Source organism: Streptomyces sp. SAI-135 (assembly GCF_029893805.1).
Taxonomy (GTDB): domain Bacteria; phylum Actinomycetota; class Actinomycetes; order Streptomycetales; family Streptomycetaceae; genus Streptomyces.
This window is the reverse complement of the sequence record NZ_JARXYP010000002.1, coordinates 5,690,570-5,713,561: the sequence shown is the minus strand read 5'-3', so window position 1 is coordinate 5,713,561 and position 22,992 is coordinate 5,690,570. Positions and strand designations below refer to the sequence as shown.

The following is a 22,992-nucleotide window of genomic DNA, read 5'->3' as shown; positions in this document are numbered from 1 at the left end:
GTGTGCTCAGCCGCCCAGGAGGACCCGCAGGTCGGCCGCGTTGGCCTCGGTGACCTTCCACAGCTCCTGCTGGCGGCCGTGGACGTCGGCGACCGTCCGGTCGTGGTCGGCGAGGAGTTCCCTCGACCGCTCCACCAGGCGGTCGGCGAGGTGCCGGTCGTGGACCGAGACGCCCCACTCGGGCCGCTCGATGTCCCGCAGGAAGTACGCCATCTTCGGGTGCGAGATGAGGCTGATGATCGGGGTGCCGCAGCCGAAGGGGATCATGCCCGCGTGGCCGCGCATGCCGATGACCAGCTTGGTGCGGGCGTAGAGGTCGAGGATCTCCTTGTTCTCGAAGTCGTACATCGGGATGACGGGCATCGAGATGCCGTGCTCGCGCCGCAGGTCGAAGACGATCTTCTCGTCGTCCAGGGAGTGCGCCACGCACTGCACCTCGGCCAGCTCGCCCAGTTCCCGGACCGCCTTCGCCATCTGGGCCAGGAAGTAGCCGTAGTCGTGGCCGAAGCGCAGGCCGGCACGGTCGTAGGCGGCGTTGATCAGGATCGTGTCGTCGCGCTTGCCGGGGTCCTGCCAGCCGGGGACCAACTGGCGGGTGACCGTGGTCGGGCAGGGCTGGAAGCGGATCTTGTCGTGCAGGTGGGCCGGGACCATGGCCCGCACCTTCTCGATGGAGCCGTGGTTGCGCAGCCCGAAGAACGCGGACCGCTCGACGAGCAGCCGGAGCGAGTCGCGGAAGCGGTTCGCCCGGTAGGACTGGCCGTCGAAGGCGTTGAAGCCGACCGCGAAGACCGCGATGGGCACGTCGATGCGCTTCAGGAGCTCGTCCGGGACGTTCCACTGCCAGGCGCTGTTGCCGTTGGGCATGGTGTCCGGGATGAACAGGCCGCCGCCGCCGATGACCAGGCCGCGGCGGCGGTTGACGCGCTGGAGGGCGCCCTCGTCGAAGAGGCGGTGGGCGTGCACCGAGTGCCAGCGGCGGGAGGTGGTGTCGGGGCCGAAGGCGGAGCGGACGCTCTCGGGCAGGAGCTTGTCGCCCGCGTTGCCCTGCCGGTCCATGTAGAAGGCGACATGCGCCAACTGGTCCTCGGGGGCGCCCAGTTCCTGGGGCGGCACGGCGGCCGCGCGCTGCGCCCACAGCCGGCTGGAGCGGTGGGTGGGGTCGACGGACATGCCGGCCGTGGCGTACCGCAGGGCCTCGGCGTTGTCGCCGTGCACCCAGGCGATCTGGGCGAGGCGGGCGTAGGCGGTGGCGGCCCGGTTGGGGGCGGCCGAGGCCAGCAGGAGCTGGGTCCTTGCCTCGTCGTAGCGGGAGACGCTCATCAGGGCGTGGCCGAGGACCTCGTGCGGCCAGGCCTCGTCGAGCGGGATGCGGACGCTGCCGAGGATGTCGACGGCGTCCTGGTAGTCGCCGGTGGAGATGTGGGCGGCGGCCACCTTGCGGGCGGTCTCGACGTCCCCGGTGCGCGCCACGTGCGGGGTGCCGTAGTGCACGATCAGGTCGTGGTGCAGCCCGCCCTGCTGCTCCATGTAGGCGGCCTGGAACTCGGCGTCGGACAGCTCGAACTCGCGCCAGCGCTCCTCGGCCCGGCTGTACCCCGCCTCGCCGCCCTGCCAGGGCTTGTGGCGGCCGGTGAAGTGCAGGATCGCGGTGTCGTCGGGGACCGGCAGGTCGCCCGAGAGCCGCCGCTTGACGAAGTTGTAGCGGGCGTCGAGGCGCACGAAGTCGCCGTCCAGGACGGCGTTGAGGATGCCCTGGTCGTGCTTGTCGAGCTCGTAGTCGCCGGAGCGGCCGCACTGGTCGAGCTTCGCGCAGAAGGCGTCGCTCAGGTACTCGCGCTGGATGACCAGCAGACCGGAGTTGAGCTTGTGCTGCCCGTAGAAGAACTGCGGGACGGCCGCGAGTCCCTCGCGCAGCCGCAGGAGTTCACCGAGGTCGCCGAGCACCACCATGTCGGTGTCGAGGGTGATGATGGTGTCGTACTCGCGGATCCTGAAGACGTCCAGGATGAAGTACGCCTTGCGGACCAGGTAGTTGTCCTGGTCGCCCTTCTTGTACGAGTCGTAGTGGTCGGCGTCGACCCGCTTGAGGACGATCCTCGGGTGCAGCGCGCGGATCCGGGCGATCGAGCCGGGCTTCAGGTCGTCGTAGAGGACGACGAAGTCCTCGCACACGCCCGGGTTGGACAGCGCGAGACTGCGCAGCAGGGTGAGGAATCCGGGCAGGTAGTTCTCGTCGACGAAACTGGCGAAGGCGATCTTCCGCTTGCCGGTGAGCGCGTGCGCGTCGGTCACCGGGGCCAGGGGGGCGGCGGTCCCGGTAAGGGTGTTCGTGGTCATCGCAGGGATATCCTCATGTCGGTCACGCTCTGGGCCCGCTCCATGACCCATGCCTTCTCGCTGGTGTATTCGTGCACGGAGGTGATGGCGAGCTTCATCGCTTCCTGGACCCGGTAGGCGCCGCTCTCGTAGAAGTCGAAGCCGATCAGGTCGAGCTTCGGGCTCACGTCGAGGAAGTCCAGCAGCCACAGCATGTTGAAGCCCGAGGTCGGGATGCCGGACCAGACGTCGGTGCCGACCTTGCCGATGTTGCGCAGGGGCCAGCGCAGCGACTCGTCGCCGAGGTAGGTCTGGGCGCCGGGCACCAGGCGGTTGCGCAGCGAGTACTTCCAGTCGCCGGAGACGCCGCCGAAGACCAGGCGGGTGGTGACCTGCTGGTCCCAGTTGAAGCCGTGCTTGTGGATCGTGACGTGGATGTCGGTCCTGGCGCCGGTGTGCCTCGGGTCGATCCGGTACGAGTTGAAGCGGACGACGAGGTCGTACGCGTCGATCTCGGCGCCCATGGAACTCGCGCCCACCCGACCGGAGTTGGCGATCAGGCAGATCGACTTGCCAGCGATCTGGTTGCGGAACTCGCCGAGGGTGATCCACTGCACGCCGCCGACGGTGGGGTCGGCGACGGGGCCGCGCATGCGGTTGCGGCGCTGTTCGGCGTAGAGCTCGACGGCCCGGGTGAACGCCGGGCCGTCGGTGTCCTCGGTGGAGCGCAGGTCGAGGTACTGGCTGAGCAGTTCCTGCCGCTCCTGCACCGGGGCGTTCTCGTCGTACAGCGCGAGGAGCGCTCCCACCAGCCTCGGCTCGGCCTCGGTCCAGTCGCCGACGGCGTGCGCGGCCAGCCCCTCGGCCCACACGTCGGTGGCGGGGCGGCCGGCGAAGGCGCGGGCGCCGGGTACCTGGTGCTTGAGGAGTTCCAGGAGTTCGCGCTCCTTCTCGCCCGCGATGCGCAGGCCGGCGATCCGGGCGCGGACGCCGAAACCGTCGTCGTCGGTGAGGCTCAGGTACTTCTCGTACGCCTCCAGTGCCTCGGCCTCCTCGCCCAGGGCCTCCAGGAGCCGGGCGCGCAGCCGCCAGCCGGCGCGGGAGTTCCTGCGCTGGGCGAGGACGGTGTCGCTGATGACGAGGGCGAGGTTCAGCTCGTCGTCGTAGCCGCACTCCAGGGCCTTGTTGCCGACGGCCAGCAGGGCGTCGAGGAGTTCGGCCGGGATGTTCGACGAGGGGGTCGCGGCGCCCTTGACGGCCCGCTTCAGCAGGGCGGTGGCACCGGAGGGAGCGGGGGTCGCCGGGGTGGCCGTGGCGGTGGTGCCCCAGACGACGAGCAGCTTGCGCAGCTGTTCGCCGAGCTCGACACGGCGGCGGTCGATGCTGCCGACCACCTTGCCGCTGTGCGCCGCGCAGGCGCGCAGGCAGTCGTCCAGCTCCCCTCCACGCGCGCGTGCACGCCTCTTCTGGACCGTCGTCATGGCACTCCTGTTGTTTTCTTGCCGAAGCAAAGGCAAGTTCATGGGTTTACTGCGAGGTGGGGGGATTCTGGGCGAACTTAGAAAGCCAAAACGACATTCAGGTGAACTCACCGGGACCAGAAGGCCAATCGTTGGTCCGGTGCGTAAGACATCGCCGTGATTCGGACTAACGTGCTGGGGCGCATCCACAGGAGTGACTTAGGCTCTTCAGAGCTTGCGAAGGGGATTTCCGTGACCAGCATGACCGTCCGGCCGGCACCCGACCTGCCCCGGCGGCCGGAAGGGCAACTGCCCCCACCGCGCCCGCGCGAGACCCGGCTGCGGGCCCTGGACGGACTGCGGCTGGTGGCCGCGCTGATGGTGGCCGCGTACCACTACGGCGGCCGCGGCGGCGAAATCACCCAGTCCTGGGGAAGCTCGGCCCAGCGCCAGTTCCCGACGCTGCACACCTATTTCTCCTACGGCTGCCTCGGCGTCCAGGTCTTTTTCGTGATCAGCGGATTCGTGATCTGCATGAGCGGCTGGGGCCGGCCCCTGAAATCGTTCTTCGCCTCCCGGGCGTCCCGGCTGCTGCCCGCCTATTGGGTGGCCGTGCTGCTGGTCACGGCGGTGTTCGCGTTGCCGGCGGTCGCCTACAAGGCGCTCTCGCCCAGCGACGTCCTGGTGAACATGACGATGCTTCAGATGCCGCTGGGCGTCGACCGCGTGCTCGGCGTCTGCTGGACGCTGTGGGCGGAGGTCCGCTTCTACGCGCTGTTCGCGCTGTGCGTGGTCCTGCCCGGGGCCTCCCGGCGCCGGGTGATCATGTTCTGCGCCGGCTGGACGCTGGCGGCGGTCCTCACCCAGGCCGCGCACCAGCCGCTGCTCGACGTGGTGTTCATGCCCGAGTACGCCTCCTTCTTCATCGGCGGTGTCGGCCTCTACCTGGTCCACCTCGACCGGCGGGACGTGTACGCCTGGGGCATCGTGGCGGTCAGCTTCCTGATCGGGCAGCACTACGCGGTCAAGTCCCTGTGGAACGTGTCCGATCCGAACGCCTTCGCCCACCGCACCTCGCTGGGCATCGTGCTGGTCGTCGCCTTCGGGTTCGTCGCGGTCGCGGCGATCGCGCTGGGCTGGCTGCGGTGGGCCGACTGGCGCTGGCTGACGGTGGCCGGGGCGCTGACGTACCCCTTCTACCTGGTGCACGAGCACCTGGGCTGGGTGGTCGTCCGCGCCCTGCACCGCCATCTGGGCCTTCCGGCGTCGGTGACCTTCGCGCTGACGATCGCCTCGATGCTGGCGCTGGCCTGGCTCCTGAACCGGCTCGTCGAGAAGCCGCTGACCCCACGACTGCGCGCGGCGCTCCAGCGCTGACCCCGGCCGCGGTCACACCCCGTAGCGCGCCTCGATCCCCGCTATGAGCAACGCCAGGCCCTCCTCGTAGTGCCGGTCGAAGTCCTGGAACATCTCCGCGCCCGCCGCCGCCGACAGCGGGAAGTCGGCCATCAGGCGGGCGCGTTCCGTCACGTCGAAGCCTTCCCGGCGTTCGCCGGGCAGCGGCTCCACGCCCTGTTCCTCGGTGACGAAGCCGAGGGTGTAGTGGTACGACGTCGACGTGGTCCGGACCGCCTGGGCGAGGGTGAAGCCGGCGGCCGTGAAGAGGGTGAGGGTGTCCTCCATCTGCTCGACGTGGACCAGGCCCGTGAAGCGTGAGCCGCTGTAGACCTTGGCGCCGTCGCGGTAGCCGAGCAGGGCGGCGCGCAGGCCGCGGTTGGACTTGAGGAGCCGCTCGCGCCAGGTGTCGGACGGGTCGAGCGCGGTACCGGCGAGCATCCGCCGGAACATCTGCGTCGCCATCTCGTCGAGCAGCGCCTGCTTGTCCTTGAAGTGCCAGTACAGGGCCGGGGCCTTGACGTCGAGTTCCTTGGCGATGGCCCGCAGGGTGAGGCCGTCGAGGCCCACCTCGTTCAGGAGCTTCAGGGCGGTGTCGGCGACCCGCGCGCGGTCCAGGGGCGGACGTTTCTCGGTACTCACGCTTGACAGCTTAACAGCGTTAAGGGCACGCTTGCGACCGACGGCACTTAACGGCGTTAAGGAGATGCCATGAACACGGACGTACTGATCGTCGGCGCCGGCCCCACCGGACTCGCCCTCGGTGTCGACCTCGCCCGGCGGGGGGTGGACGCACTGGTCGTGGAGAAGGCGGACCGGCTGTTCCCCGGCTCGCGCGGCAAGGGCCTCCAGCCGCGCACCATGGAGGTCTTCGACGACCTCGGCGTGCTCGACGCGATCCTCGCGGTCGGCGGGACCTACCCGGTCGGCATGGTCTGGCAGGACGGCGAGCGGGTCGGTGAGCACCACATGTTCGAGCCGGCCGAACCCACGGAGGACTCGCCCTACAACGCCCCCTGGATGGTGCCGCAGTGGCGCACCCAGGAGGTGCTGTTCGCACGGCTGCGAGAGCTCGGCGGGCAGGTGGCCTTCGGCCGGGAGGCCGTGGGGTTCGAGCAGGACGCCGACGGGGTGACCGTGCGCTTCGCGGCGGACGCGGACGTCCACGCCCGGTACGTCGTCGCCGCCGACGGCGGCCGCTCGGTGGTGCGCCGGACCCTCGGCATCGGCATGACGGGCGAGACGGTCGACCCCAACCCGCTGCTCGTCGCGGACGCCCGCATCACCGGCCTCGACCGCGACAACTGGCACATCTTCCCGCCGCGCGGCGAGGCCGGCTACCTCTCGATCTGCCCGCTCGCCGGCACGGAGGACTTCCAGATCGTGGCCCAGTTCCCGGAGGGCACCCGGGTGGACCTGTCCCCCGACGCCGTCCGCGAGGTCGTCGCGGCCCGCTCCCACCTCGCCCCCGAGTCGGTGACCGAGGTCCGCTGGGCCTCCGACTTCCGGCCCCGCGCGGCCCTCGCGGACCGCTTCCGCTCCGGCCGGGTCTTCCTCGCCGGTGACGCGGCCCACATCCACTCCCCCGCGGGCGGACAGGGCCTGAACACGAGCGTCCAGGACGCCTACAACCTGGGCTGGAAGCTCGGAGCGGTCCTGCGCGGCGGTGCCCCGGCCGGCCTCCTGGACACCTACGAGGAGGAGCGCCGCCCCATCGCCGCGCAGATGCTCGGCCTCTCGACGGGCGTGCACCGGGGAGAGGTCCGCCGGGGCGAGGCCACCCGCCAACTCGGCCTGGGCTACCGGGACTCCTCCCTCACGCAGGAGACGCGCACGGCACCCGACGGACTGCGGGCGGGCGACCGCGCCCCCGACGGGAAGCTGGCGGGCGTACGGCTCTTCGACGCCTTCCGTGGCCCGCACTGGACACTGCTGGCGATCGGTGTCGAGGCACCGGAGCTGCCGGAGGCGGTGCGGGTGGTCACCGGTGACGAGCAGCCCTCGTACGGCAAGGGACTGTTCCTGGTGCGTCCGGACGGCTATGTGGGCTGGGCGGGTGAGGACGCCTCGAAGCTGGTGGCCTACGCCGGCCGGGGGTTCACGCGCTAGCGAGCGTCAGCTTCACGGCGAACCCGAGGAACAGCGCCCCCGCCGCCGACGTCGCCCCGGCGGCGAGCCGTCGCCGCCGCCGGAACGCGGCCGCCAGCCTGGTCCCGCCGAAGATCAGCGCGGTCAGGTACAGGAAGCTGGCCGCCTGCGCGAACGCCCCGAGGACGACGAAGGACAGCGCGGGGTACGCGTACCCGGGATCCACGAACTGCACGAAGAAGGCGACGAAGAACAGGATCGCCTTGGGGTTGAACAGGCTGATCACGAGGGCCCTGCGGTACGGCCCGCTCACCCGGGCCGGTGTCGGCGGCCGCCTCCGCCTCGGCCACGGGCGACCGCCGCGACCGCCAGGTGTCCCACGCGGCCCGCAGCATCCCCACCGCGAGCCAGGTCAGGTACCCGGCCCCCGCGTACTTCACGATCCCGAACAGCACGGCGTTGGCCTGGAGCAGTGAGGCGACCCCGGCGGCGGACAGGGTCATCAGCACGGCGTCCCCGCACCACACCCCGGCCGCGGCGGTGTACCCGGCCCGCACACCCCGCCGCGCGGCGACGGAGACGACGTAGAGCGAGTTGGGGCCGGGCAGCAGGACGATCAGGACGAGGCCTGCCAGATAGGTGGGGAGGTCGATGACACCGAACATGCTGACGAGTGTCGCATTCAGAACGCGTCCGACGGGACGTAGGTCCCCCACACCTCGCGCAGCGCGTTGCACACCTCGCCCACCGTCGCCCGGGCCCTCAGCGCGTCCTTCATCGGGTGGAGGACGTTGTCCTCGCCCTCCGCCGCCTTCTTCAGGGCGGCGAGGGCCGAGTCGACGGCGGACCGCTCGCGTTCGGCGCGCAGCCGGGCCAGCCGCTCCGCCTGCCGGGCCTCGATGGCCGGGTCGACGCGGAGGGGTTCGTACGGCTCCTCCTCGTCGAGCCGGAAGCGGTTGACGCCCACGACCACCCGCTGGCCGGAGTCCGTCTCCTGGGCGATGCGGTAGGCGTTGCGCTCGATCTCGTTCTTCTGGAAGCCGTGCTCGATGGCGGCGACCGCGCCGCCGAGATCCTCGACCTTCCGCATCAGCTCCAGCGCGGCCGCCTCGACGTCGTCGGTCATCGACTCGACGACGTACGAGCCGGCGAACGGGTCGACCGTCGCGGTCACGTCGGTCTCGTACGCCAGCACCTGCTGGGTGCGCAGGGCGAGCCGTGCCGACTTGTCGGTGGGCAGCGCGATGGCCTCGTCGAAGGAGTTGGTGTGCAGCGACTGGGTGCCGCCGAGGACCGCGGCCAGGCCCTGGACGGCGACCCGGACCAGGTTGACCTCCGGCTGCTGGGCCGTCAGCTGCACGCCGGCCGTCTGCGTGTGGAAGCGGAGCATCAGCGACTTCGGGTTGCGCGCGCCGAACTCCTCCCGCATCACCCGGGCCCAGATCCGCCGGGCCGCGCGGAACTTGGCGACCTCCTCCAGGATCGTCGTCCGCGCGACGAAGAAGAACGACAGGCGGGGGGCGAAGTCGTCGACGTCCATGCCGGCCGCGACCGCCGCGCGCACGTACTCGATGCCGTCGGCGAGCGTGAAGGCGATCTCCTGTGCGGGCGAGGCACCCGCCTCCGCCATGTGGTAGCCGGAGATCGAGATCGTGTTCCACCGGGGGATCTCGGTCCTGCAGTACCTGAAGATGTCCGCGGTCAGCCGCAGCGAGGGCTTGGGCGGGAAGATGTACGTCCCGCGCGCGATGTACTCCTTCAGCACGTCGTTCTGGATGGTGCCGGTCAGCCGGTCGGCGCTCACCCCCTGCTCCTCGGCGACCAGTTGGTACAGCAGGAGCAGCAGTGCGGCCGGTGCGTTGATCGTCATCGACGTGGACACCTGGTCCAGCGGGATCCCGTCGAACAGCACGCGCATGTCGTCGACCGAGTCGATCGCCACACCGACCTTGCCGACCTCGCCGTGGGCGATCGGGGCGTCGGAGTCGTGGCCCATCTGGGTGGGCAGGTCGAAGGCGACCGACAGGCCCGTCGTGCCGTGGGCGATCAGCTGCCGGTAGCGGGCGTTGGACTCGGTCGCCGTGCCGAAACCGGCGTACTGGCGCATGGTCCAGGGGCGGCCGGTGTACATCGACGGGTACACGCCCCGCGTGAAGGGGTACCCGCCCGGCTCGCCGAGCTTCTCCTCGGGGTCCCAGCCCCGGAGGGCGCCGGGGCCGTAGACGGGTTCGATGGGCAGTCCGGACTCCGACTCACGCGTCATGCCCACCACCGTATTGCGGTCCCGGGCGAAGCGCCGCCGGGTCGTTCGCAACCGGCCGTCCGGGGGGAGACATCTCAGGGATGCCGGTGAGACGACAGGGGGTCCGGATGCGTAGTACGGGCATGGGGAGATCGTTCGCCGCGCTGCTGGTCCTGGTGACGGCCTGCGGCTGCACGGTGCAGACCGCCGACGGGGACGGGGACGGCAAGCGGCGTCTGCCGGTGCGGATCGAGGTCCCGGACCACAGCACGCCGCCGGCGGACGACGACCCGAAGCCCTCTGCGACGACCCCGTCGGCCCCGGCCGCTGCGCCCACCGTCCTGTGGTCGCGGGGCGACACCGGCCGGGACGTACGGGAGGTGCAGGCCCGGCTGCGTCAGGTGGCCTGGCTCTACGACGGCCCCACGGGCTCGTACGACGATCTCACCGAGCGGGCGGTGAAGGGGTTCCAGGGAAAGCGCGGGCTGCCCAGGACGGGGAAGACCGACACGGTCACCTGGAAGCGGCTGAAGGCCATGACCCATGAGCCGGGCAAGTGGGAGCTGTATCTGATGGGCGGCCAGCCGGCCGACGCGCCCGACGCGCGCTGTCTGACCGGACGGGTGCTGTGCATCAGCAAGACCAGCCGCACGCTGCGCTGGATGATCGACGGACGGACGCTCACGACCGTGCCGGTCCGCTTCGGCTCGGTGGGCACCCCCACCCGTGAGGGCGTGTTCAGCGTCTACTGGAAGTCACGCCACCATGTGTCGACGCTCTACGACTCCCCGATGCCGTACGCCATGTTCTTCAGCGGCGGCCAGGCGGTGCACTACTCGGCCGACTTCGCCGCCCGCGGATACGCGGGCGGCTCCCACGGCTGCGTCAACGTCCGCGACGAGGCGGCGATCGCGGACCTGTTCGCCCAGGTGCGGAACGGCGACAAGGTCGTCGTGCACTGGTGAGTTCCGCGGGTTCCGCGGGTTCCGTGGGTTCCGCGACTTCCGCGAGGAGTGAGGGGCGCGGACGGGACCGGGGGAACGTGTCCCGCCCGCGCCAGGTGCACGAGCCGTAGGTACGGGGGGAACCCCGGCTCTGTGCGACGGCCGATGACCAGTCGGCTCACTCAGTACTGCGCCGCAGACCCCGAAAACGTCACACCCACCGCGACAGACATCACGGTGGGCGGGAAAAGCGCAGGTCGGCGAGGTGCCGCAGCGGTCAAAGCGCGCTGTACGACGGGCTCGGGCGGGGGTCGGGTGACATCGTTGCCCGGGGTGTGGCGAGCGGGGCGGCGGAGGTGGTGCCGCCGTCGGGGGCGTGGTGGTTCTTGCGGGGGGACGTGAACTGGTTGCCGTTCCCGCCCTTCCCGCCGTGGCTGCCCTTCCCGCCGTGGCCGCCATTCCCGCCGTGGCCGCCGTTCCCGCCCCGGCCGTGCCCGCCGCCGCTCTTGTCGCTGTCCTCGTGGTCGCCGCTGTCGTCGCCCTTGCCGTCGCCCTTGTGGTCGTCGGGGGCGGACCTGACGTCACCGCTCTGGGGGTCGGCGCCGGCCAGCACTCCCTTGCAGTACTTCCACACCTGCGAGGAACCGCCCGCCGCACCCTCCAGGGCGCGCTTGCGGACCGGGTCGAGCTTCTTGCCCGCGCGCACGTCCCGGCAGGCCGAGGCGGCTCCGTTCCAGTCGCCGCGAGGCCGTACGCCCGGCCCTTCGGAGCCCTTGCCGGGCGTCGCGCCGGTGCCGCCGCGTGCCGTGTCCCGGGAGCCGCTCCCACTGGACGGGGAGCCCCCGGGCGAGGGCACGGCCTGCGGGGCCGGGGTCGACGGCGAGACGAGCGGGTGGTCCGGGGTGGTGGCGGCCGACACCGACGCCGCGGGTTCCGGTTCGCCGTTCCCGAAGTGCGGCAGGACTCCGATTCCGGCCGCGGCGGCCACCCCGCCCACCATCCCGACGGTCAGCACGGCGGCCAGCGCGAGGTGCGCGGGACGCCGCCGACGGGGACGCCCGGCCCCCGCCTCCGGGGCGCCGATGCGCACCAGACCGGCGTCGGCGGAACCGGCCGCGCCCCGGTGCCGGCCCCGCACGGGCGGGCTCACCCAGTCGTCCGCACGCTCCGCGCGCACCTTGCGGAACGCGGCCAGCGCGGCCTCCTCACCGGGCAGTCCGCCGCTGGTCGGAGCGGGTTCGACGGTCAGCGCGTCCAGCGTTTTCGCCAGCCGCTCGGCCTGGTCACGGGCGGCCTCGTCGACAGCTTCCAGTGACTCGCCGCGCAGCAGCCGCTCCGCGGTCTCGAGGTCCAGCCACCTGTAGCTCTCGTCGGCCATCACATGTCCTTCTGCGTCCGCGGACGCGTATGCGTCACACTCGCGGACGTCACCGCACGGTTCTGCGGTTCTCGCTGCGGCGGCAGGGCGTCGAGCACACCGGCCGATTCCGGATCCTCGCCGAGGAGCTCGGCGAGCCGTTTCAGACCCCGGTGCGCGGCCGTCCGTACCGCGCCGGGCCGCTTGCCGAGGGTCTGGGCGGCGGTCTTGGCGTCAAGGCCGACCACCACCCGCAGCACCACGGCCTCGGCCTGGTCCTGGGGCAGCCGGGCGATGAGCGAGAGCGTGGTGTCGGTGGCCAGCGCCTCGATGGCCTCGCCCGCGGTGTCCGACTCGGCGGGCTTCCCGGTCAGCTCGGTCTCGTCACCGCCGATGGCGGGGCGGCGGCCGCGCATCCGGATGTGGTCGAGGGCGCGGTTGCGGGCTATCCGCGCCGCCCAGCCGCGGAACCGGTCCGCGTCCCCCTCGAAACGGTCCAGGTCACGGGCTATCTGGAGCCAGGCCTCGGAGGCCACGTCCTCGGCGTCCGGATCACCGACCAGCGTCCGGACGTATCCGAGCAGCCGCGGGTGCACCGCGCGGTACACAGTCCGGAACGCGGTCTCGTCCCCGTCCTGTGCCGCAAGCACCGCGGCAGTCAACTCCGCGTCGTCCCCCAGCACCCGTGAATCCTCAATACGTGGTCGCGATCGATGGTCGCCGCTTCGAGCCGTCGAGGGGTTGTGGTGATCGTTCGAGAGTCGCGTTGATCATTCAACTTCCGCGCCCGGCGCGAAAGGCACGTTACGACCTGAAACCGCTGCTCGTCCATGTCCGTACAAAATGCAACGAGCTCGTGATCCGGAGGCGGTCCTGCGGGGTGTGACAGAAACCGCACTCATGACGCTGAAGGAAGTACGGGCCGCCGCGCGGCCCGTGCCGCGCGACGGCCGGGGCCTCTCCTGTGGGGGGTGGCGGCCCCGGCCGTTGCCTCGGCCGCCCCGGGTCACTGTTTCCCGGACTTGTTCCCGCCCGCGTTCGACTGGCCGCTCGTGCCCTGCCGGCTCCCGGACTGCGCGCCGCCCGCGTCCCCGGCGTTGCCCCCGCTGTTCGCGTTCCCTCCGCCGTTCGCGTTGCCCGCGCCGTTCTCGCCCGCAGCACCCTTCGCGTCGGCCGCGTCCGTCAACGCGGTGCAGTAGGCGCTCACGGCGCCCTCGCCGCCGGCCGCCGTCACCAGCCGCTGGAACGCCGTGGCGTCCAGCGCTTCGCCGCGGCCCCGGAGCTTCTCGTACGCACGGCAGTGCGCGAGCGTGTCCTTCGCGGTGGACGGGCGCTCGGCGGGGACGGACGCGGACGGCCGCGCGCCCCCGGGCGACCCGGCCGACGTGCCCGCCGAGACGCTCGGGCGCACGTCCCTGCCGCCCACCGCGCCCTGGTCAGGACCGCCGCCCACCGAGCCGATGGCCGCGTAGGCGACCCCGCCGAGGGTCAGGCTGCCGAGCAGGACACAGAGCGTCGCCTTCAGTGAGCGCGCCCGGCGCCGCTCGCGGGGGCGCCAGTCGTCCCGCCGCCGCGTCCGCGCCCGGTGCGTCCCCGCGTCGCGCGCCGCCCGGAACGCGGCCACGGCGCGCCGCTCCGCCTCGTCCTCGGCCTTCCCCCCGCGCAGGGCCGCGGCGAGCAGCGCCTCCAGGGGGCTGTCGTCGTACCGGGACTCAGGGCCGTACGACTGCTCCCGGCCGCGCACGGTCTCCTCCGGGCGCGCACGCCGGCGGCCGGGGGCCTCGCCGTTCCGCTCGTCACCCATGCCGTGTCCGTCCCTGTCCGAGGTGGTGCTCACCTGTCATGTCGACTCCCCCAGCGTCCGGGGGCTGTCATCCGTCACACTCTCGACGCCCAGTTGGCGCGCCAGCCGCTTCAGCCCCCGGTACGCCGCGGTGCGCACCGCGCCGGGCCGCTTGCCGAGGACCCGGGCGGCGGCGGGGCCGTCCAGTCCGACCACCACCCGCAGCAGCACCGCCTCGGCCTGGTCCCGCGGCAGCCCCCGGACCAGGTCAAGGGCGTACTCGGTGGAGAGGGACTCCAGCGCCTGGTCGTGTGTGCTGTACGGGCCGGGCAGGTCCAGCATGTCCTGCTCCAGCGCCGCCGACCGGGGCCGCACCTTCTGCCGGCGCAGATGGTCCAGGGCCCGGTGCCGGGCGATGGTCGCGGTCCAGCCCCGGAAGCCCGGCCCGTCCCCCCTGAACCGGCCCAGGTCCCGGGCGATCTCCAGCCACGCGTCCGACGCCACGTCCTCCGCGTCCTCCCCGACCAGCCCGCGCAGATACCCGAGCAGTCCGGGCTGCACCAGCCGGTAGGCGACCGCGAAGGCGGCCTCGTCGCCTTCCTGGGCCCGTGCCACGGCCGCGCCCAGTTCCCCGTCGTACGCCTGCACGCGGCGGGGTTCCCCTCCCTGGCCCAAGAACTTTCCCGTCCGTACCGGTTCGTGGCGATTCCGCACCGTCCGGCACGGTCGCCCTTGCCCATGTCCCCCACGGTCAACAGCGCCGGACCTCACAGAAGTGTCACAGCAGGTCGGACATTCAGGGCACCCCGCCTCGAACTCCTGTGACGCCTGGCAGTGTTCGTACGCTGTACGAGTGCCACCTGTGAGACAGGTGGTGTTTCTGTGACCGAATTCAAGGTCTGTGACCGATTTCAGGGGTGGGGTAGTGAGTCGTCGTAATAGCCGTGCGTACAGACCGCTGAGCATGAAGCGGCGGGCGTGGCTGACGCTCGGTGCGGTGGTTCTGGGAGGCGGCGGCATCGCGACCTACGCCGTCGCCAGTCCGTCGGCCGACACCGCGGGGGATCCGCAGTCCGAGCGGCCGGTGAAGGTCTACAACCTCGCGCTGAAGGCTCCCGAGACCGGCGAGCGCGAGCTGCCGCGCACCGAGACCAAGCAGTTCTCGCTGCTCGGCATCTCCTGGACGGGGGCGACCAAGCGGCTCGACGGCAAGGCGCAGGTGCGCACCCGCAGCGTCGACACCGGCGCGTGGACGTCCTGGCAGGACCTGGAGACGGACGCGGACCCGGTGGAGGACGCCGACGAGCGGGCCGGGGCACGCGGCGCGTCCGAACCGCTGTGGGTGGGCCCCTCGGACGGTGTCGAGGTCCAGGTCGTCCACGAGGACGGCACCACCAGCGCCGGACTGCCCTCGGGTCTCAAGGTCAACCTGGTCGACCCGGGCGTGACCGCCGCCGAGGCGGCCGGCGCCACGACCGAGCCGGCGGCCTACACGGAGGACGTGACCCCGAGCCCCTCGCCCACCACCACGCCCACCGCCCCGGCGTCCACGGTTCCCGAGCCGCCGATCGTCTCGCGCGCCGACTGGGGCGCCGACGAGTCGCTGAGCCCCGACCCGTCGGAGTACAACGCGGATGTGAAGGCCGTCTTCGTCCATCACACGACCGGGTCGAACGACTACACCTGCGCCGAATCGGCGTCGGTCGTGCGGGCCATCTACGCGTACCACACCGCCCCGGCCCCCAGCGGCAACGGCTGGAACGACCTCGGCTACAACTTCCTGGTCGACAAGTGCGGCACGATCTTCGAGGGCCGCAAGGGCGGCGTCGACCAGCCGGTCCTGGGCGCCCACACCTACGGGTGGAACCGTGAGTCCACCGGCATCGCCGTCATCGGCGAGTACACCTCGGCGGGCGCCTCGAACGCCGCCCTCGCCTCGGTCGCCCGCATCGCGGCCTGGAAGCTCGGCCAGTACGGCGCCGACCCCGGCACGACGGTCCAGCTGAAGGCCGGTGCCACCCAGAAGAACCTCGCCGGTACGAGCTTCACCGCGGGCAGCCTCTACACCTTCAACCGGATCTCCGGCCACCGTGACGGCTACGCCACCGAGTGCCCCGGCACTTCCCTCTACGGCCAGCTGCCGACCATCCGCGCCTGGGCGGCCGGCCCGGTGCAGGGCCTGAAGGTCACCTCGCTGACCGGCGCGACCCTGTCCGGCTCGACGTACTACACCAAGGGCGCGATCACCGTGAAGTGGTCGACGACCACGCCGGGCTCGCTGATCTCGAAGTTCGAGGTGCTGGTCGACGGCACGGTCGTCACGACCGCCGCGGGCACGGCCACCTCGGCGAGCACGACCCTGGCCGCGGGCACCCACAAGGTCGCCGTGCGGGCGGTGCACCAGTCCGGCAAGACCGCTCCCGCGACGACCGCGCTGACCGTCGTCGCCGACACCACCGCGCCGACCTTCTCCACCACCCCGAAGATCACCCTGCGCACCGGCACGGTCAACACCACCGCCGTCCCGGTCACCCTCGGCTGGAAGGCCGCCGACAACGCGGCCCTGAAGCAGGTGAGCCTGCTCTCCCCGACGACGGCCACCTTCGGCCCGACCACCACCAGCTCCAGCCGCACCGCCAAGTCCGGTACCGCGAGCACCTGGTCGATGAAGGCGTACGACGTCGCGGGCAACACCCGCACCTCGTCGCCCTCCTACACGCCGATGATCCTTCAGGAGACCTCGGCGACGAAGTCCGGCAGCTGGACCTCCCGTTCGTCGACCAGCTACCTCGGCGGCAAGTCGTACTCCAGCGGTTCCAAGGGCGCGAGCCTGACCTGGACGTTCACCGGCCGGTCCGCCGCCTGGGTGGTCTCGCGGGCGTCCACCTCCGGGCAGGCGTACGTGTACGTGGACGGCACCAAGGTCGCGACCGTGGACCTGAAGTCCTCGACCACGAAGTACCGCGACGCGATCTGGACCAAGTCCTGGTCCGGCAGCGCCAAGCACACCGTCAAGATCGTGGTGGTCGGCACCAGCGGCCGCCCGACGATCACGACGGACGGCCTGGTCTACATCAAGTAGCCCTCCGCAGCGCCGCGTCCACCGGCACGGGCGTCCGCTCCCCCCGCATCGCGGGGAGGGCGGGCGCCCGTTGTGCGTTCAGCGCCGCCCGGCACCCGTCGCGTCGCGGCACAGCAGCCGCAGCGAGCCGTCACCGGCGAAGCAGCGGCGGGCCTCGTCCACCGGGTCCCACAGCCGTCCGTCGGGCGTACGGACCCAGTGCTCGCCGCCGCTCGTCCACCACTCGGCACCGGCCTGGCGGACGACGACCTCACCGGCGTAGGCGCCGAGCCCGCGCAGCACGGTCTCCACGGCGGCGTACGGCGCTCCCTCCCGCCGGATCTCCTCGATCAGGCGGTCGACGCGCCACAGGCTCTGCGCCGAGTAGTCGAGCCGGACGCGGGCGCCCTCGCGCAGGGCCGACACGGCGTCGGCGGCCCACCGCACGGGTTTGGCCGCGGCGGCGGGGCGGCTGGTCCGGCGGGTGGTCGCCCCGGCCGTCGCAGGGGCAGTTGCATGAGCCGTCACATCAGTGGTCACAAGGGAGAGAGCGTTCGGGCGGGGCGTTTCGTCACCCGCCTCGGGGCACCTCGGCGGGACCGGTGCAGGACCGACGCACCTTCGCCGCAACCCTCCCCGGACGGTCACAGGACCCTCTCGGCAGCGCGGTTGACGCCGGAGTGACGATTCCCTCCTCCGGTGCGCTCCTGTCTTCGATGAGCGACTACTTCCACCTCCGCGCGGTGCCGCCCTCGGCCCTGCGCAACAGCGCCAACTGGATGCAACGGCTGTTCGAGGACGACTGGGACGCCGTACGCGAACGCATCGGACGACACCGGGAGGAGGTGCTGGACAAGTCCTACCTGGACCACGAACTCCTCTACGAGGGCGCCGAGGTGGTTCTCGGGGGCCTCCCGGTCTACCCGGGCGACCACGACAAGCCCCCGTTCCTGGTCCTGACCGCGGCCCGGGCGAACCGCGTCTCGTCGTACCTGGGCTCGGCGGACTTCGAGTCCCTGTGGCGGGTCGCCCGCGAGGAACTGCTGCCGAGACACGGCGGGGCGGCCGCGGAACAGGAGGCGCGGGGGGTGTTCGCGGCGGCGCACCGGGACCTGACGGCGTTCTACGGGCAGACGGCGCAGTACGGGGACGCGGTGGTCAAGTGGCTCATCCAGTGAGCCGCTACGCCACTGCATCACTGGGCCCACCGCACCACTGAGCCGCTACGGCACTGAACCGCCGCTCCTCACCCCTGCCGGCGGCTCCTGCGGGACACCACCGCGCGCAGCACCCGGCGGCCCTCCGTCGAGACCTCCAGGGCCGGGCGCAGACCCGCCGTCCCGTGGCCGGCGACAAGCTCCAGGACGGTGATCTGGCGGCGCAGTTCGGCGGCGACGAGGGGGGACATGCCCTCCGTACGGCCCTCGCGGCGGGCGTCGACCGAGTCGCCGGTGTCCTTCAGGGGGTCGAGCAGCCGGTGGATCTGGAGCGCGGCGACCGAACAGGCGTCGGCCCACACCCGCACTCCGGCGGCGGACCGCTCCGTCGGCGCGGCGGCGAGCATGCGGCGGGCCAGCAGCACGGCCTCGTCCTCACCCGAACCCGAACCCGAGTCCGAGTCCGAACCGGAACCAGCTCCCCCGAACTCCCCGTCCCCGCCCAGCTTCCCCCGCACCTGCTCCAGCCGTTCGCCCCACTCCTCGGCCCCGGCGTCGTCCGCGAGGCCGGCCCACAGGGGCCGGAGAACCTCGTCGTCGCCACCGAGCAGCGGTACGCACCGATCCAAACAAGCCAACCCGCTGGCGGCCAGTCCGCGTTCGTCGGCCTGGCCGATCAGCTCCACCAGACTCATCCACGCCTCCCTCGCCGAGCGGTGTTCCCTAACGGAACCCGCACTTCCCCTTACTGCGCGCGACGGCCCGGGAGTGTCACAGGGGCACCACACCGAGCCGGTCGAGCATACGGAAGAAGAGGTTTTCGGCCAATGGGTCGGGTTCGGAGTTCAGTACGTCGAGCAGCGGCTCCTCGGCCACCTCGTGCCCGGCCTCCCCGGCCCAGGCGACGGCCCGCGCGGCCGCGTCCCGGGGTTCGAGGAAGTAGTCGTCCACGGTCAGCCCTTCCTCGCCGCCCCCGATGTACGTGGCCATGGCGGCGCGGGCCAGACAGGTCGTCCAGGCCCCGCTCTCCGGTCCCGCCGCCTCCACCGCCACCGACGCGCTGTCCATGACGTATCCGAAGAGCGCGGGCGAACCGGTCTCCAGGGCGAGGGCGTTCATGTTCCCGACGTCGCCCTCGCTGCTCGCGTACTCCCAGACCTGCCATCCGCCGGGCGCCGACTCGCGCAGGACCATGCCCTCGGCGCCGGCCAGCGCGTCCAGCCCGGCGAGCGGCCGCTCCGCGCGGCCGACGACGAAGTAACCCCAGTAGCCCATCCCGGTCCCCCCGGCTGCTCGGTACGGTTCGGGCCCGAATACACCACATTCGTACGGCAGTTCGCAGCAGGACGGACCAAATCCGTCACACGGCGGCGGGTACCGCCGGTCCCCGGCGGGCCTTCTCGTCCTGCATCCGGGTCAGTCGCAGCACGAGCGCGGCGGCGACCAGCGCGGCGACCAGGTCGACGCCGTCGGCGAACATCATCTGCGCCATCGCGTCGTGGATCTCCTGCGGGGAGTCGGCCTCCCCGGCCATGCCGGCCAGGAACCGCCCGACCACGTTCGTCAGGAGCCACAGCGTCCACCAGACGTTGACCAGCGCGTGCCCCTCGCGCTGGCCCTCCGGGCTGCTCGCGTCCCAGACGTCCAGCACGACCCGGCGCGGGTACCAGACACTCACGAACGGCACGACCCAGCCCGCGATGACCCAGCCGCGCGCCTTGCGGTGCCCGTCCGGGGCGAACACCTCGGCGTTGACCCGTACCCGCCAGAGCCAGATCACGAAGACGACGGCGCAGGCCAGCAGCACGGCGGCCTGCGCGGAGGCGGCCACGGCGGTGAGCGTGTCCGCCAGGTCGGCCCGGTCCAGGACGGCGTCCCCGAACGCGCCCCCGGCGAGGTCGCCCGTGACGTCGTACTCCAGGAAGTCCGCCCCGACGGCGAACGCGTCGACGGCCGCGGTCACCGCGAGCAGCACCGCGGTGGCGCGTCCGAGCCCGACCGGCGAGCGCAGCCAGGCTTTCGGGGCACCGGCCGGCGGGGCCTGGAACGCGGGCGCCGCGGCGCACTGACTGCACAGGACGCCGTCCGGTGCCGCTTCGAAGTGGTGGCAGCGCGTGCAGAGCATGGTGAGGTCCCCCCGATGACGGGGAGAACTCCGGTGGATGATCAGCAGACCGCGCGGAGTTCTCCCCGAAGCCTCACGCGCAGCATGCGGAACATACGGTTCGGCGGCCCCGTACGTCCACAGGGAATCCCCTGTTCCTCAGCTCAGCCGGTCCGCCAGCTCCTTGAAGCGCGTCCAGGTCAGGGCGGGCTGTCGCGGGTCCCACAGCTTCTGCGCGGTCGCCCGCAGCGGCATCCGGATGCCCGCGGCGACCTGGGCCTGCGTCTGCGCGTTCGGGAAGTCGCCCCACACCGCGAACGACCCGCCGAGGATCTGGTCGTCGTACTTCGAGGGGACGGCCGTGGTGCCGCGCAGGACCCGGGGGGTCCACTCCTCGTAGATCCGCTGCCCCGTCGGGTAGTAGAACTGGTTGGGCTGCCCGAGGACGTAGTAGAGCAGCTTGTCGTTGTAGTTGATGACCTTGCGGCCCGTGCTCAGGTACTCCACGGGCTGCCGGGCGCCGATCTCCTTGCCGGTCCAGTACCCGGCCTGGATGTCCTTGCCCGGCTGGACGGACGTGCCCCGGAAGAAGCCGTCGTTCCACGCGCGCGGGGTCTTGCCGTGGGCGCGGACGGTGCGGGCGCGGTCGTTGAGCCAGCCCGTGGTCAGGTCGGCGACGGTGCCGCCGGAGCCGTAGGCCTTCCGGGCGGCGGCGGCGAGCTGGGGGTAGGTCGTCGCCGGACTGGACACCATCAGCGCGCGGTACTCGTCGCCACCGAGATGCCAGTCGGCACCGGGGAACAGCTCGGCGTACTCGTTCAGCAGGTCGTCCACGATTTCGGCGGCCGCGGGCTTGGAGATGTCCACGGCTCCCTGCGGCGCGTTGCCCGCCGCACTGCGCAACTGGAGCTCGGGGTGCGCGGCGATGACCGCGCCCAGGTGACCGGGCGAGTCGATCTCCGGCACGACGGTGATGTGCCGCTGCGCCGCGAGCGCGATGATCTTCCTGACCTGCGCCTTCGTCAGATACGTGCGGGACACGATCTCGGGGTGCGTGTCGGACTGGATCCGGAAGCCCTGGTCGTCGGAGAAGTGGAGCCCGAGCTCGTTGTACTTCAGATCACCGAGCTCGCGCACCCGGTCCTCGATCCACCCGGCCGTGAACGGCTTGCGCGCGATGTCCAGCATCAGCCCGCGCACCGGCTTGGCGGGCTCGTCGCGCACGACGCCCTCCGGTGCCGTACCGCCGCCGTGCACCTCCTGCTTGAGCGTGCGGGTCCCGTAGAACACGCCCGCGTCGTCCGGCGCGCTGATGGCGACCCGCCCGCCGCGCACGGTCATGCGGTACGACTCCGGGTCCGCGCCCTCGTCGTCGTTGAGCGTGAGCCGTACGTCCCCGGCGCGTACGTCGTCCTTCTGCCCGGCGTACCTCAGCCCCAGCTCACCGGCGAGCAGGCGCCCCTCGTCGGCCAGGTCGGCGTCGTTCACGACCACGCGCAGGCCGGAGGCGGGACGCCAGCCGGGGCCGCGCGCCGGGGTGTGGGCGCGCACGGCGGGGATGGTGCGGGGAGTGGTGGACAGAGGGTAGGACCGGGTGGGGCTGGGGGCCGGACTCGGGGCCTTCGAGGGCCCTGGGGAGCCCTCCGCCCGGCCGCCCGCGGGTGACTGGGCCCGGGACTCGGAACTGGCCGATCCCGCCGGGTCGCCGTCGCCGCCCGCCCACAGCCCGAGACCCACTCCGGCCGCCACGGTGACGGCGACCGCCCCCGCGATCAGCCCCCGTGCCTGCTTCTCCGGTCGTTTCCTGTGCTGGCTCACATCGTCAACCTAGGGCCTCAAGAGCGGGGGCCGTGTCCACCACACGTTCCGAAACTCTCCCGTGCGGGTGAAATTCGGGCATCCGTCGGACAGGTCATGTCCACTCTCGATAACGTTGAGTCACACCGCTCACAGCTTCCCCTGTCGAAACACACGTGACGCCCACACATACTCCCGGCCGAGTGGCCATACCGTCCCTGCCCACGGTCCTGGACGCCTTCAACATCGCCCCCGCCGCCGAGGCCCGGGGCCTCCTCCTGGACTGCCTGCGCAGCCTCCGCTGGGCCGAGCGCATCGCGGCGCACCGCCCCTACCCGACCGTGGAGGCGCTCCTCGCGGCCTCGGACGAGGCGGCGTACGACCTGACCGTGTCGGATCTCTCCGAGGCCCTCGCGGCCGAGACCCTGCCGGTCCTGCCGGACGGGGCCTACTCGGCGGCGCAGATGGCCCTGAACGCGGCCCACGCGGCCTACGAGTCCCGCTTCGGGCACGCCTTCGTCATCTGCCTGGACGGCCTGCCCGCCGACGAGGTCCTGGACCATGTGCTGGCGGGCATCCGGTCACGATTGACAAACGATCCGGAGGAAGAGCGGGTGGTGGCGGCAGAGGAACTCCGCCGCATGGCGAGGGGGCGCCTGGTGTCCTCCCTCAGGGGCGCCACCGGCCATCACGAGCCCGCACCCGGCGCATAACGGACACCCCACCGCATTAGCCGCCCGGTTCCCCCATCTGCGTGCCACTTTGATCACACAGATAGGCCCGGCGTAAGCGTTCCGACAACACGTCGCTACGATGCTGGGGGCCGGTGGACCGTACCCGGCCGGGCCCGACCGACAGCACAAGCCGGCAGGCCCCGATACCCCGCTCCCGGAGGGACTTCCGTGCCGGCTGGAACGCTGTACCGCGGCCGGGAAGGAATGTGGTCCTGGGTGGCTCATCGAGTCACCGGCGTCCTCATCTTCTTCTTCCTGTTCGTTCACGTGCTGGACACCGCTCTCGTCCGTGTCTCACCCGAGGACTACGACAAGGTCGTAGCCACGTACAAGACCCCGCTCGTCGCGTGCCTGGAGTACGGCCTGGTGGCCGCCATCCTCTTCCACGCGCTCAACGGCCTGCGCGTCATCGCCGTCGACTTCTGGTCGAAGGGCCCGCGCTACCAGAAGCAGATGCTCTGGTCCGTCGTGGGCCTGTGGGTCGTGCTCATGATCGGGGCGATCTACCCCGTCCTCGGCCACGCCGCTCGTGAACTGTTCGGGAGCTGATA

20 protein-coding genes and 1 pseudogene are annotated in these 22,992 nt (G+C 71.7%); 7 read left to right on the top strand and 14 right to left on the bottom strand.

Features of this window, described 5'->3' with window-relative positions:
* Window positions 1–6 precede the first annotated feature (6 nt).
* Together M2163_RS30495 and M2163_RS30490 are read right to left on the bottom strand one after the other, a co-directional pair.
* Window positions 7–2,340: a glycosyltransferase gene (locus tag M2163_RS30495; protein ID WP_280849690.1), complete on the bottom strand. Its 2,334-nt coding sequence runs from the start codon at window positions 2,338–2,340 to the stop codon at window positions 7–9.
* On the bottom strand, window positions 2,337–3,800 hold the full coding sequence (locus M2163_RS30490; RefSeq protein WP_280849691.1) for a glycosyltransferase family 29 protein: 1,464 nt from the start codon (window positions 3,798–3,800) through the stop codon (window positions 2,337–2,339). The genes M2163_RS30495 and M2163_RS30490 overlap by 4 nt, the downstream gene beginning before the upstream one ends.
* A 240-nt stretch (window positions 3,801–4,040) precedes the next feature.
* On the opposite strand from M2163_RS30490, the gene M2163_RS30485 reads away from it, so the two are divergent.
* Window positions 4,041–5,156 carry an acyltransferase gene (locus M2163_RS30485; protein ID WP_280854112.1) on the top strand — a complete coding sequence of 372 codons (1,116 nt, stop codon included), beginning with the start codon at window positions 4,041–4,043 and terminating at the stop codon, window positions 5,154–5,156.
* A gap of 12 nt (window positions 5,157–5,168) precedes the next feature.
* On the opposite strand, the gene M2163_RS30480 is transcribed toward M2163_RS30485, so the two are convergent.
* Window positions 5,169–5,816: a TetR/AcrR family transcriptional regulator gene (locus tag M2163_RS30480; RefSeq protein WP_280895571.1), complete on the bottom strand. Its 648-nt coding sequence runs from the start codon at window positions 5,814–5,816 to the stop codon at window positions 5,169–5,171.
* Window positions 5,817–5,885: 69 nt separating this feature from the next.
* Between M2163_RS30480 and M2163_RS30475 the strand changes: the two genes are divergently transcribed.
* Complete coding sequence (locus tag M2163_RS30475; protein WP_280895570.1) at window positions 5,886–7,283, top strand: FAD-dependent oxidoreductase; 1,398 nt, start codon at window positions 5,886–5,888, stop codon at window positions 7,281–7,283.
* On the opposite strand, the pseudogene leuE reads toward M2163_RS30475, so the two are convergent.
* A pseudogene (gene leuE / locus M2163_RS30470) lies at window positions 7,273–7,927 on the bottom strand (leucine efflux protein LeuE). The gene M2163_RS30475 and the pseudogene leuE sit on opposite strands and share 11 nt — an antisense overlap.
* Before the next feature lie 17 nt (window positions 7,928–7,944).
* Window positions 7,945–9,525 (bottom strand): methylmalonyl-CoA mutase family protein, encoded by a 1,581-nt coding sequence (locus M2163_RS30465; RefSeq protein ID WP_280895569.1) that lies wholly within the window; start codon window positions 9,523–9,525, stop codon window positions 7,945–7,947.
* 122 nt (window positions 9,526–9,647) lie between these two features.
* Here M2163_RS30465 and M2163_RS30460 point away from each other — a divergent pair, with 122 nt between their 5' ends.
* Window positions 9,648–10,469 (top strand): L,D-transpeptidase family protein, encoded by an 822-nt coding sequence (locus M2163_RS30460; protein ID WP_280895568.1) that lies wholly within the window; start codon window positions 9,648–9,650, stop codon window positions 10,467–10,469.
* A 256-nt stretch (window positions 10,470–10,725) separates the two neighbouring features.
* Here the strand turns inward: M2163_RS30460 and M2163_RS30455 are convergent, their stop codons facing one another.
* From M2163_RS30455 to M2163_RS30440, 4 genes are all read right to left on the bottom strand, one after another.
* Window positions 10,726–11,826 (bottom strand): hypothetical protein, encoded by a 1,101-nt coding sequence (locus M2163_RS30455; RefSeq protein ID WP_280895567.1) that lies wholly within the window; start codon window positions 11,824–11,826, stop codon window positions 10,726–10,728.
* Complete coding sequence (locus M2163_RS30450) at window positions 11,826–12,488, bottom strand: RNA polymerase sigma factor (protein WP_280849698.1); 663 nt, start codon at window positions 12,486–12,488, stop codon at window positions 11,826–11,828. The genes M2163_RS30455 and M2163_RS30450 overlap by 1 nt, the downstream gene beginning before the upstream one ends.
* Window positions 12,489–12,811: 323 nt before the next feature.
* Entirely contained in the window at window positions 12,812–13,642 is an 831-nt protein-coding gene (locus tag M2163_RS30445; protein WP_280895566.1) for a hypothetical protein, read from the bottom strand.
* A gap of 3 nt (window positions 13,643–13,645) precedes the next feature.
* Window positions 13,646–14,263, bottom strand: coding sequence for an RNA polymerase sigma factor (locus tag M2163_RS30440; RefSeq protein WP_280895565.1), 618 nt, complete (start codon window positions 14,261–14,263; stop codon window positions 13,646–13,648).
* A gap of 289 nt (window positions 14,264–14,552) precedes the next feature.
* Here M2163_RS30440 and M2163_RS30435 point away from each other — a divergent pair, with 289 nt between their 5' ends.
* Complete coding sequence (locus M2163_RS30435) at window positions 14,553–16,670, top strand: peptidoglycan recognition protein (protein ID WP_280895564.1); 2,118 nt, start codon at window positions 14,553–14,555, stop codon at window positions 16,668–16,670.
* A gap of 78 nt (window positions 16,671–16,748) precedes the next feature.
* Here M2163_RS30435 and M2163_RS30430 read toward each other — a convergent pair whose 3' ends face one another.
* Window positions 16,749–17,177, bottom strand: a complete 429-nt coding sequence (locus M2163_RS30430; protein ID WP_280897339.1) for a hypothetical protein — start codon at window positions 17,175–17,177, stop codon at window positions 16,749–16,751.
* A 188-nt stretch (window positions 17,178–17,365) separates the two neighbouring features.
* On the opposite strand from M2163_RS30430, the gene M2163_RS30425 reads away from it, so the two are divergent.
* Window positions 17,366–17,827, top strand: a complete 462-nt coding sequence (locus tag M2163_RS30425) for a DUF1877 domain-containing protein (protein WP_280849702.1) — start codon at window positions 17,366–17,368, stop codon at window positions 17,825–17,827.
* 68 nt (window positions 17,828–17,895) lie between these two features.
* Here M2163_RS30425 and M2163_RS30420 read toward each other — a convergent pair whose 3' ends face one another.
* The 4 genes from M2163_RS30420 to M2163_RS30405 all read right to left on the bottom strand — a co-directional run bounded on the left by M2163_RS30420 (window position 17,896) and on the right by M2163_RS30405 (window position 21,728).
* Window positions 17,896–18,501 (bottom strand): hypothetical protein, encoded by a 606-nt coding sequence (locus M2163_RS30420; RefSeq protein ID WP_280895563.1) that lies wholly within the window; start codon window positions 18,499–18,501, stop codon window positions 17,896–17,898.
* A 76-nt stretch (window positions 18,502–18,577) separates the two neighbouring features.
* Window positions 18,578–19,081 carry a hypothetical protein gene (locus M2163_RS30415; protein WP_280849704.1) on the bottom strand — a complete coding sequence of 168 codons (504 nt, stop codon included), beginning with the start codon at window positions 19,079–19,081 and terminating at the stop codon, window positions 18,578–18,580.
* 85 nt (window positions 19,082–19,166) lie between these two features.
* Window positions 19,167–19,931: a DUF4328 domain-containing protein gene (locus tag M2163_RS30410; protein WP_280849705.1), complete on the bottom strand. Its 765-nt coding sequence runs from the start codon at window positions 19,929–19,931 to the stop codon at window positions 19,167–19,169.
* 138 nt (window positions 19,932–20,069) lie between these two features.
* A complete protein-coding gene (locus tag M2163_RS30405; RefSeq protein ID WP_280895562.1) occupies window positions 20,070–21,728 on the bottom strand; it encodes a family 20 glycosylhydrolase in 1,659 nt (552 codons plus the stop codon).
* A gap of 155 nt (window positions 21,729–21,883) precedes the next feature.
* Between M2163_RS30405 and M2163_RS30400 the strand changes: the two genes are divergently transcribed.
* Together M2163_RS30400 and sdhC are read left to right on the top strand one after the other, a co-directional pair.
* Complete coding sequence (locus M2163_RS30400) at window positions 21,884–22,420, top strand: 2-oxo-4-hydroxy-4-carboxy-5-ureidoimidazoline decarboxylase (protein ID WP_280849707.1); 537 nt, start codon at window positions 21,884–21,886, stop codon at window positions 22,418–22,420.
* 189 nt (window positions 22,421–22,609) lie between these two features.
* Window positions 22,610–22,990, top strand: coding sequence for a succinate dehydrogenase, cytochrome b556 subunit (sdhC, locus tag M2163_RS30395; protein WP_007384241.1), 381 nt, complete (start codon window positions 22,610–22,612; stop codon window positions 22,988–22,990).
* Window positions 22,991–22,992 lie beyond the last annotated feature (2 nt).

What these genes read in the sequence shown, in the direction of transcription:
- M2163_RS30490 (WP_280849691.1), bottom strand. Translation starts at nt 3,800, where the DNA reads ATGACGACGGTCCAGAAGAGGCGTGCACGCGCGCGTGGAGGGGAGCTG.
- M2163_RS30425 (WP_280849702.1), top strand. Translation starts at nt 17,366, where the DNA reads ATGAGCGACTACTTCCACCTCCGCGCGGTGCCGCCCTCGGCCCTGCGC.
- M2163_RS30460 (WP_280895568.1), top strand. Translation starts at nt 9,648, where the DNA reads ATGGGGAGATCGTTCGCCGCGCTGCTGGTCCTGGTGACGGCCTGCGGC.
- M2163_RS30455 (WP_280895567.1), bottom strand. Translation starts at nt 11,826, where the DNA reads ATGGCCGACGAGAGCTACAGGTGGCTGGACCTCGAGACCGCGGAGCGG.
- M2163_RS30465 (WP_280895569.1), bottom strand. Translation starts at nt 9,525, where the DNA reads ATGACGCGTGAGTCGGAGTCCGGACTGCCCATCGAACCCGTCTACGGC.
- M2163_RS30420 (WP_280895563.1), bottom strand. Translation starts at nt 18,501, where the DNA reads ATGAGTCTGGTGGAGCTGATCGGCCAGGCCGACGAACGCGGACTGGCC.
- M2163_RS30410 (WP_280849705.1), bottom strand. Translation starts at nt 19,931, where the DNA reads ATGCTCTGCACGCGCTGCCACCACTTCGAAGCGGCACCGGACGGCGTC.
- M2163_RS30485 (WP_280854112.1), top strand. Translation starts at nt 4,041, where the DNA reads ATGACCGTCCGGCCGGCACCCGACCTGCCCCGGCGGCCGGAAGGGCAA.
- M2163_RS30435 (WP_280895564.1), top strand. Translation starts at nt 14,553, where the DNA reads ATGAAGCGGCGGGCGTGGCTGACGCTCGGTGCGGTGGTTCTGGGAGGC.
- M2163_RS30475 (WP_280895570.1), top strand. Translation starts at nt 5,886, where the DNA reads ATGAACACGGACGTACTGATCGTCGGCGCCGGCCCCACCGGACTCGCC.
- M2163_RS30495 (WP_280849690.1), bottom strand. Translation starts at nt 2,340, where the DNA reads ATGACCACGAACACCCTTACCGGGACCGCCGCCCCCCTGGCCCCGGTG.
- M2163_RS30415 (WP_280849704.1), bottom strand. Translation starts at nt 19,081, where the DNA reads ATGGGCTACTGGGGTTACTTCGTCGTCGGCCGCGCGGAGCGGCCGCTC.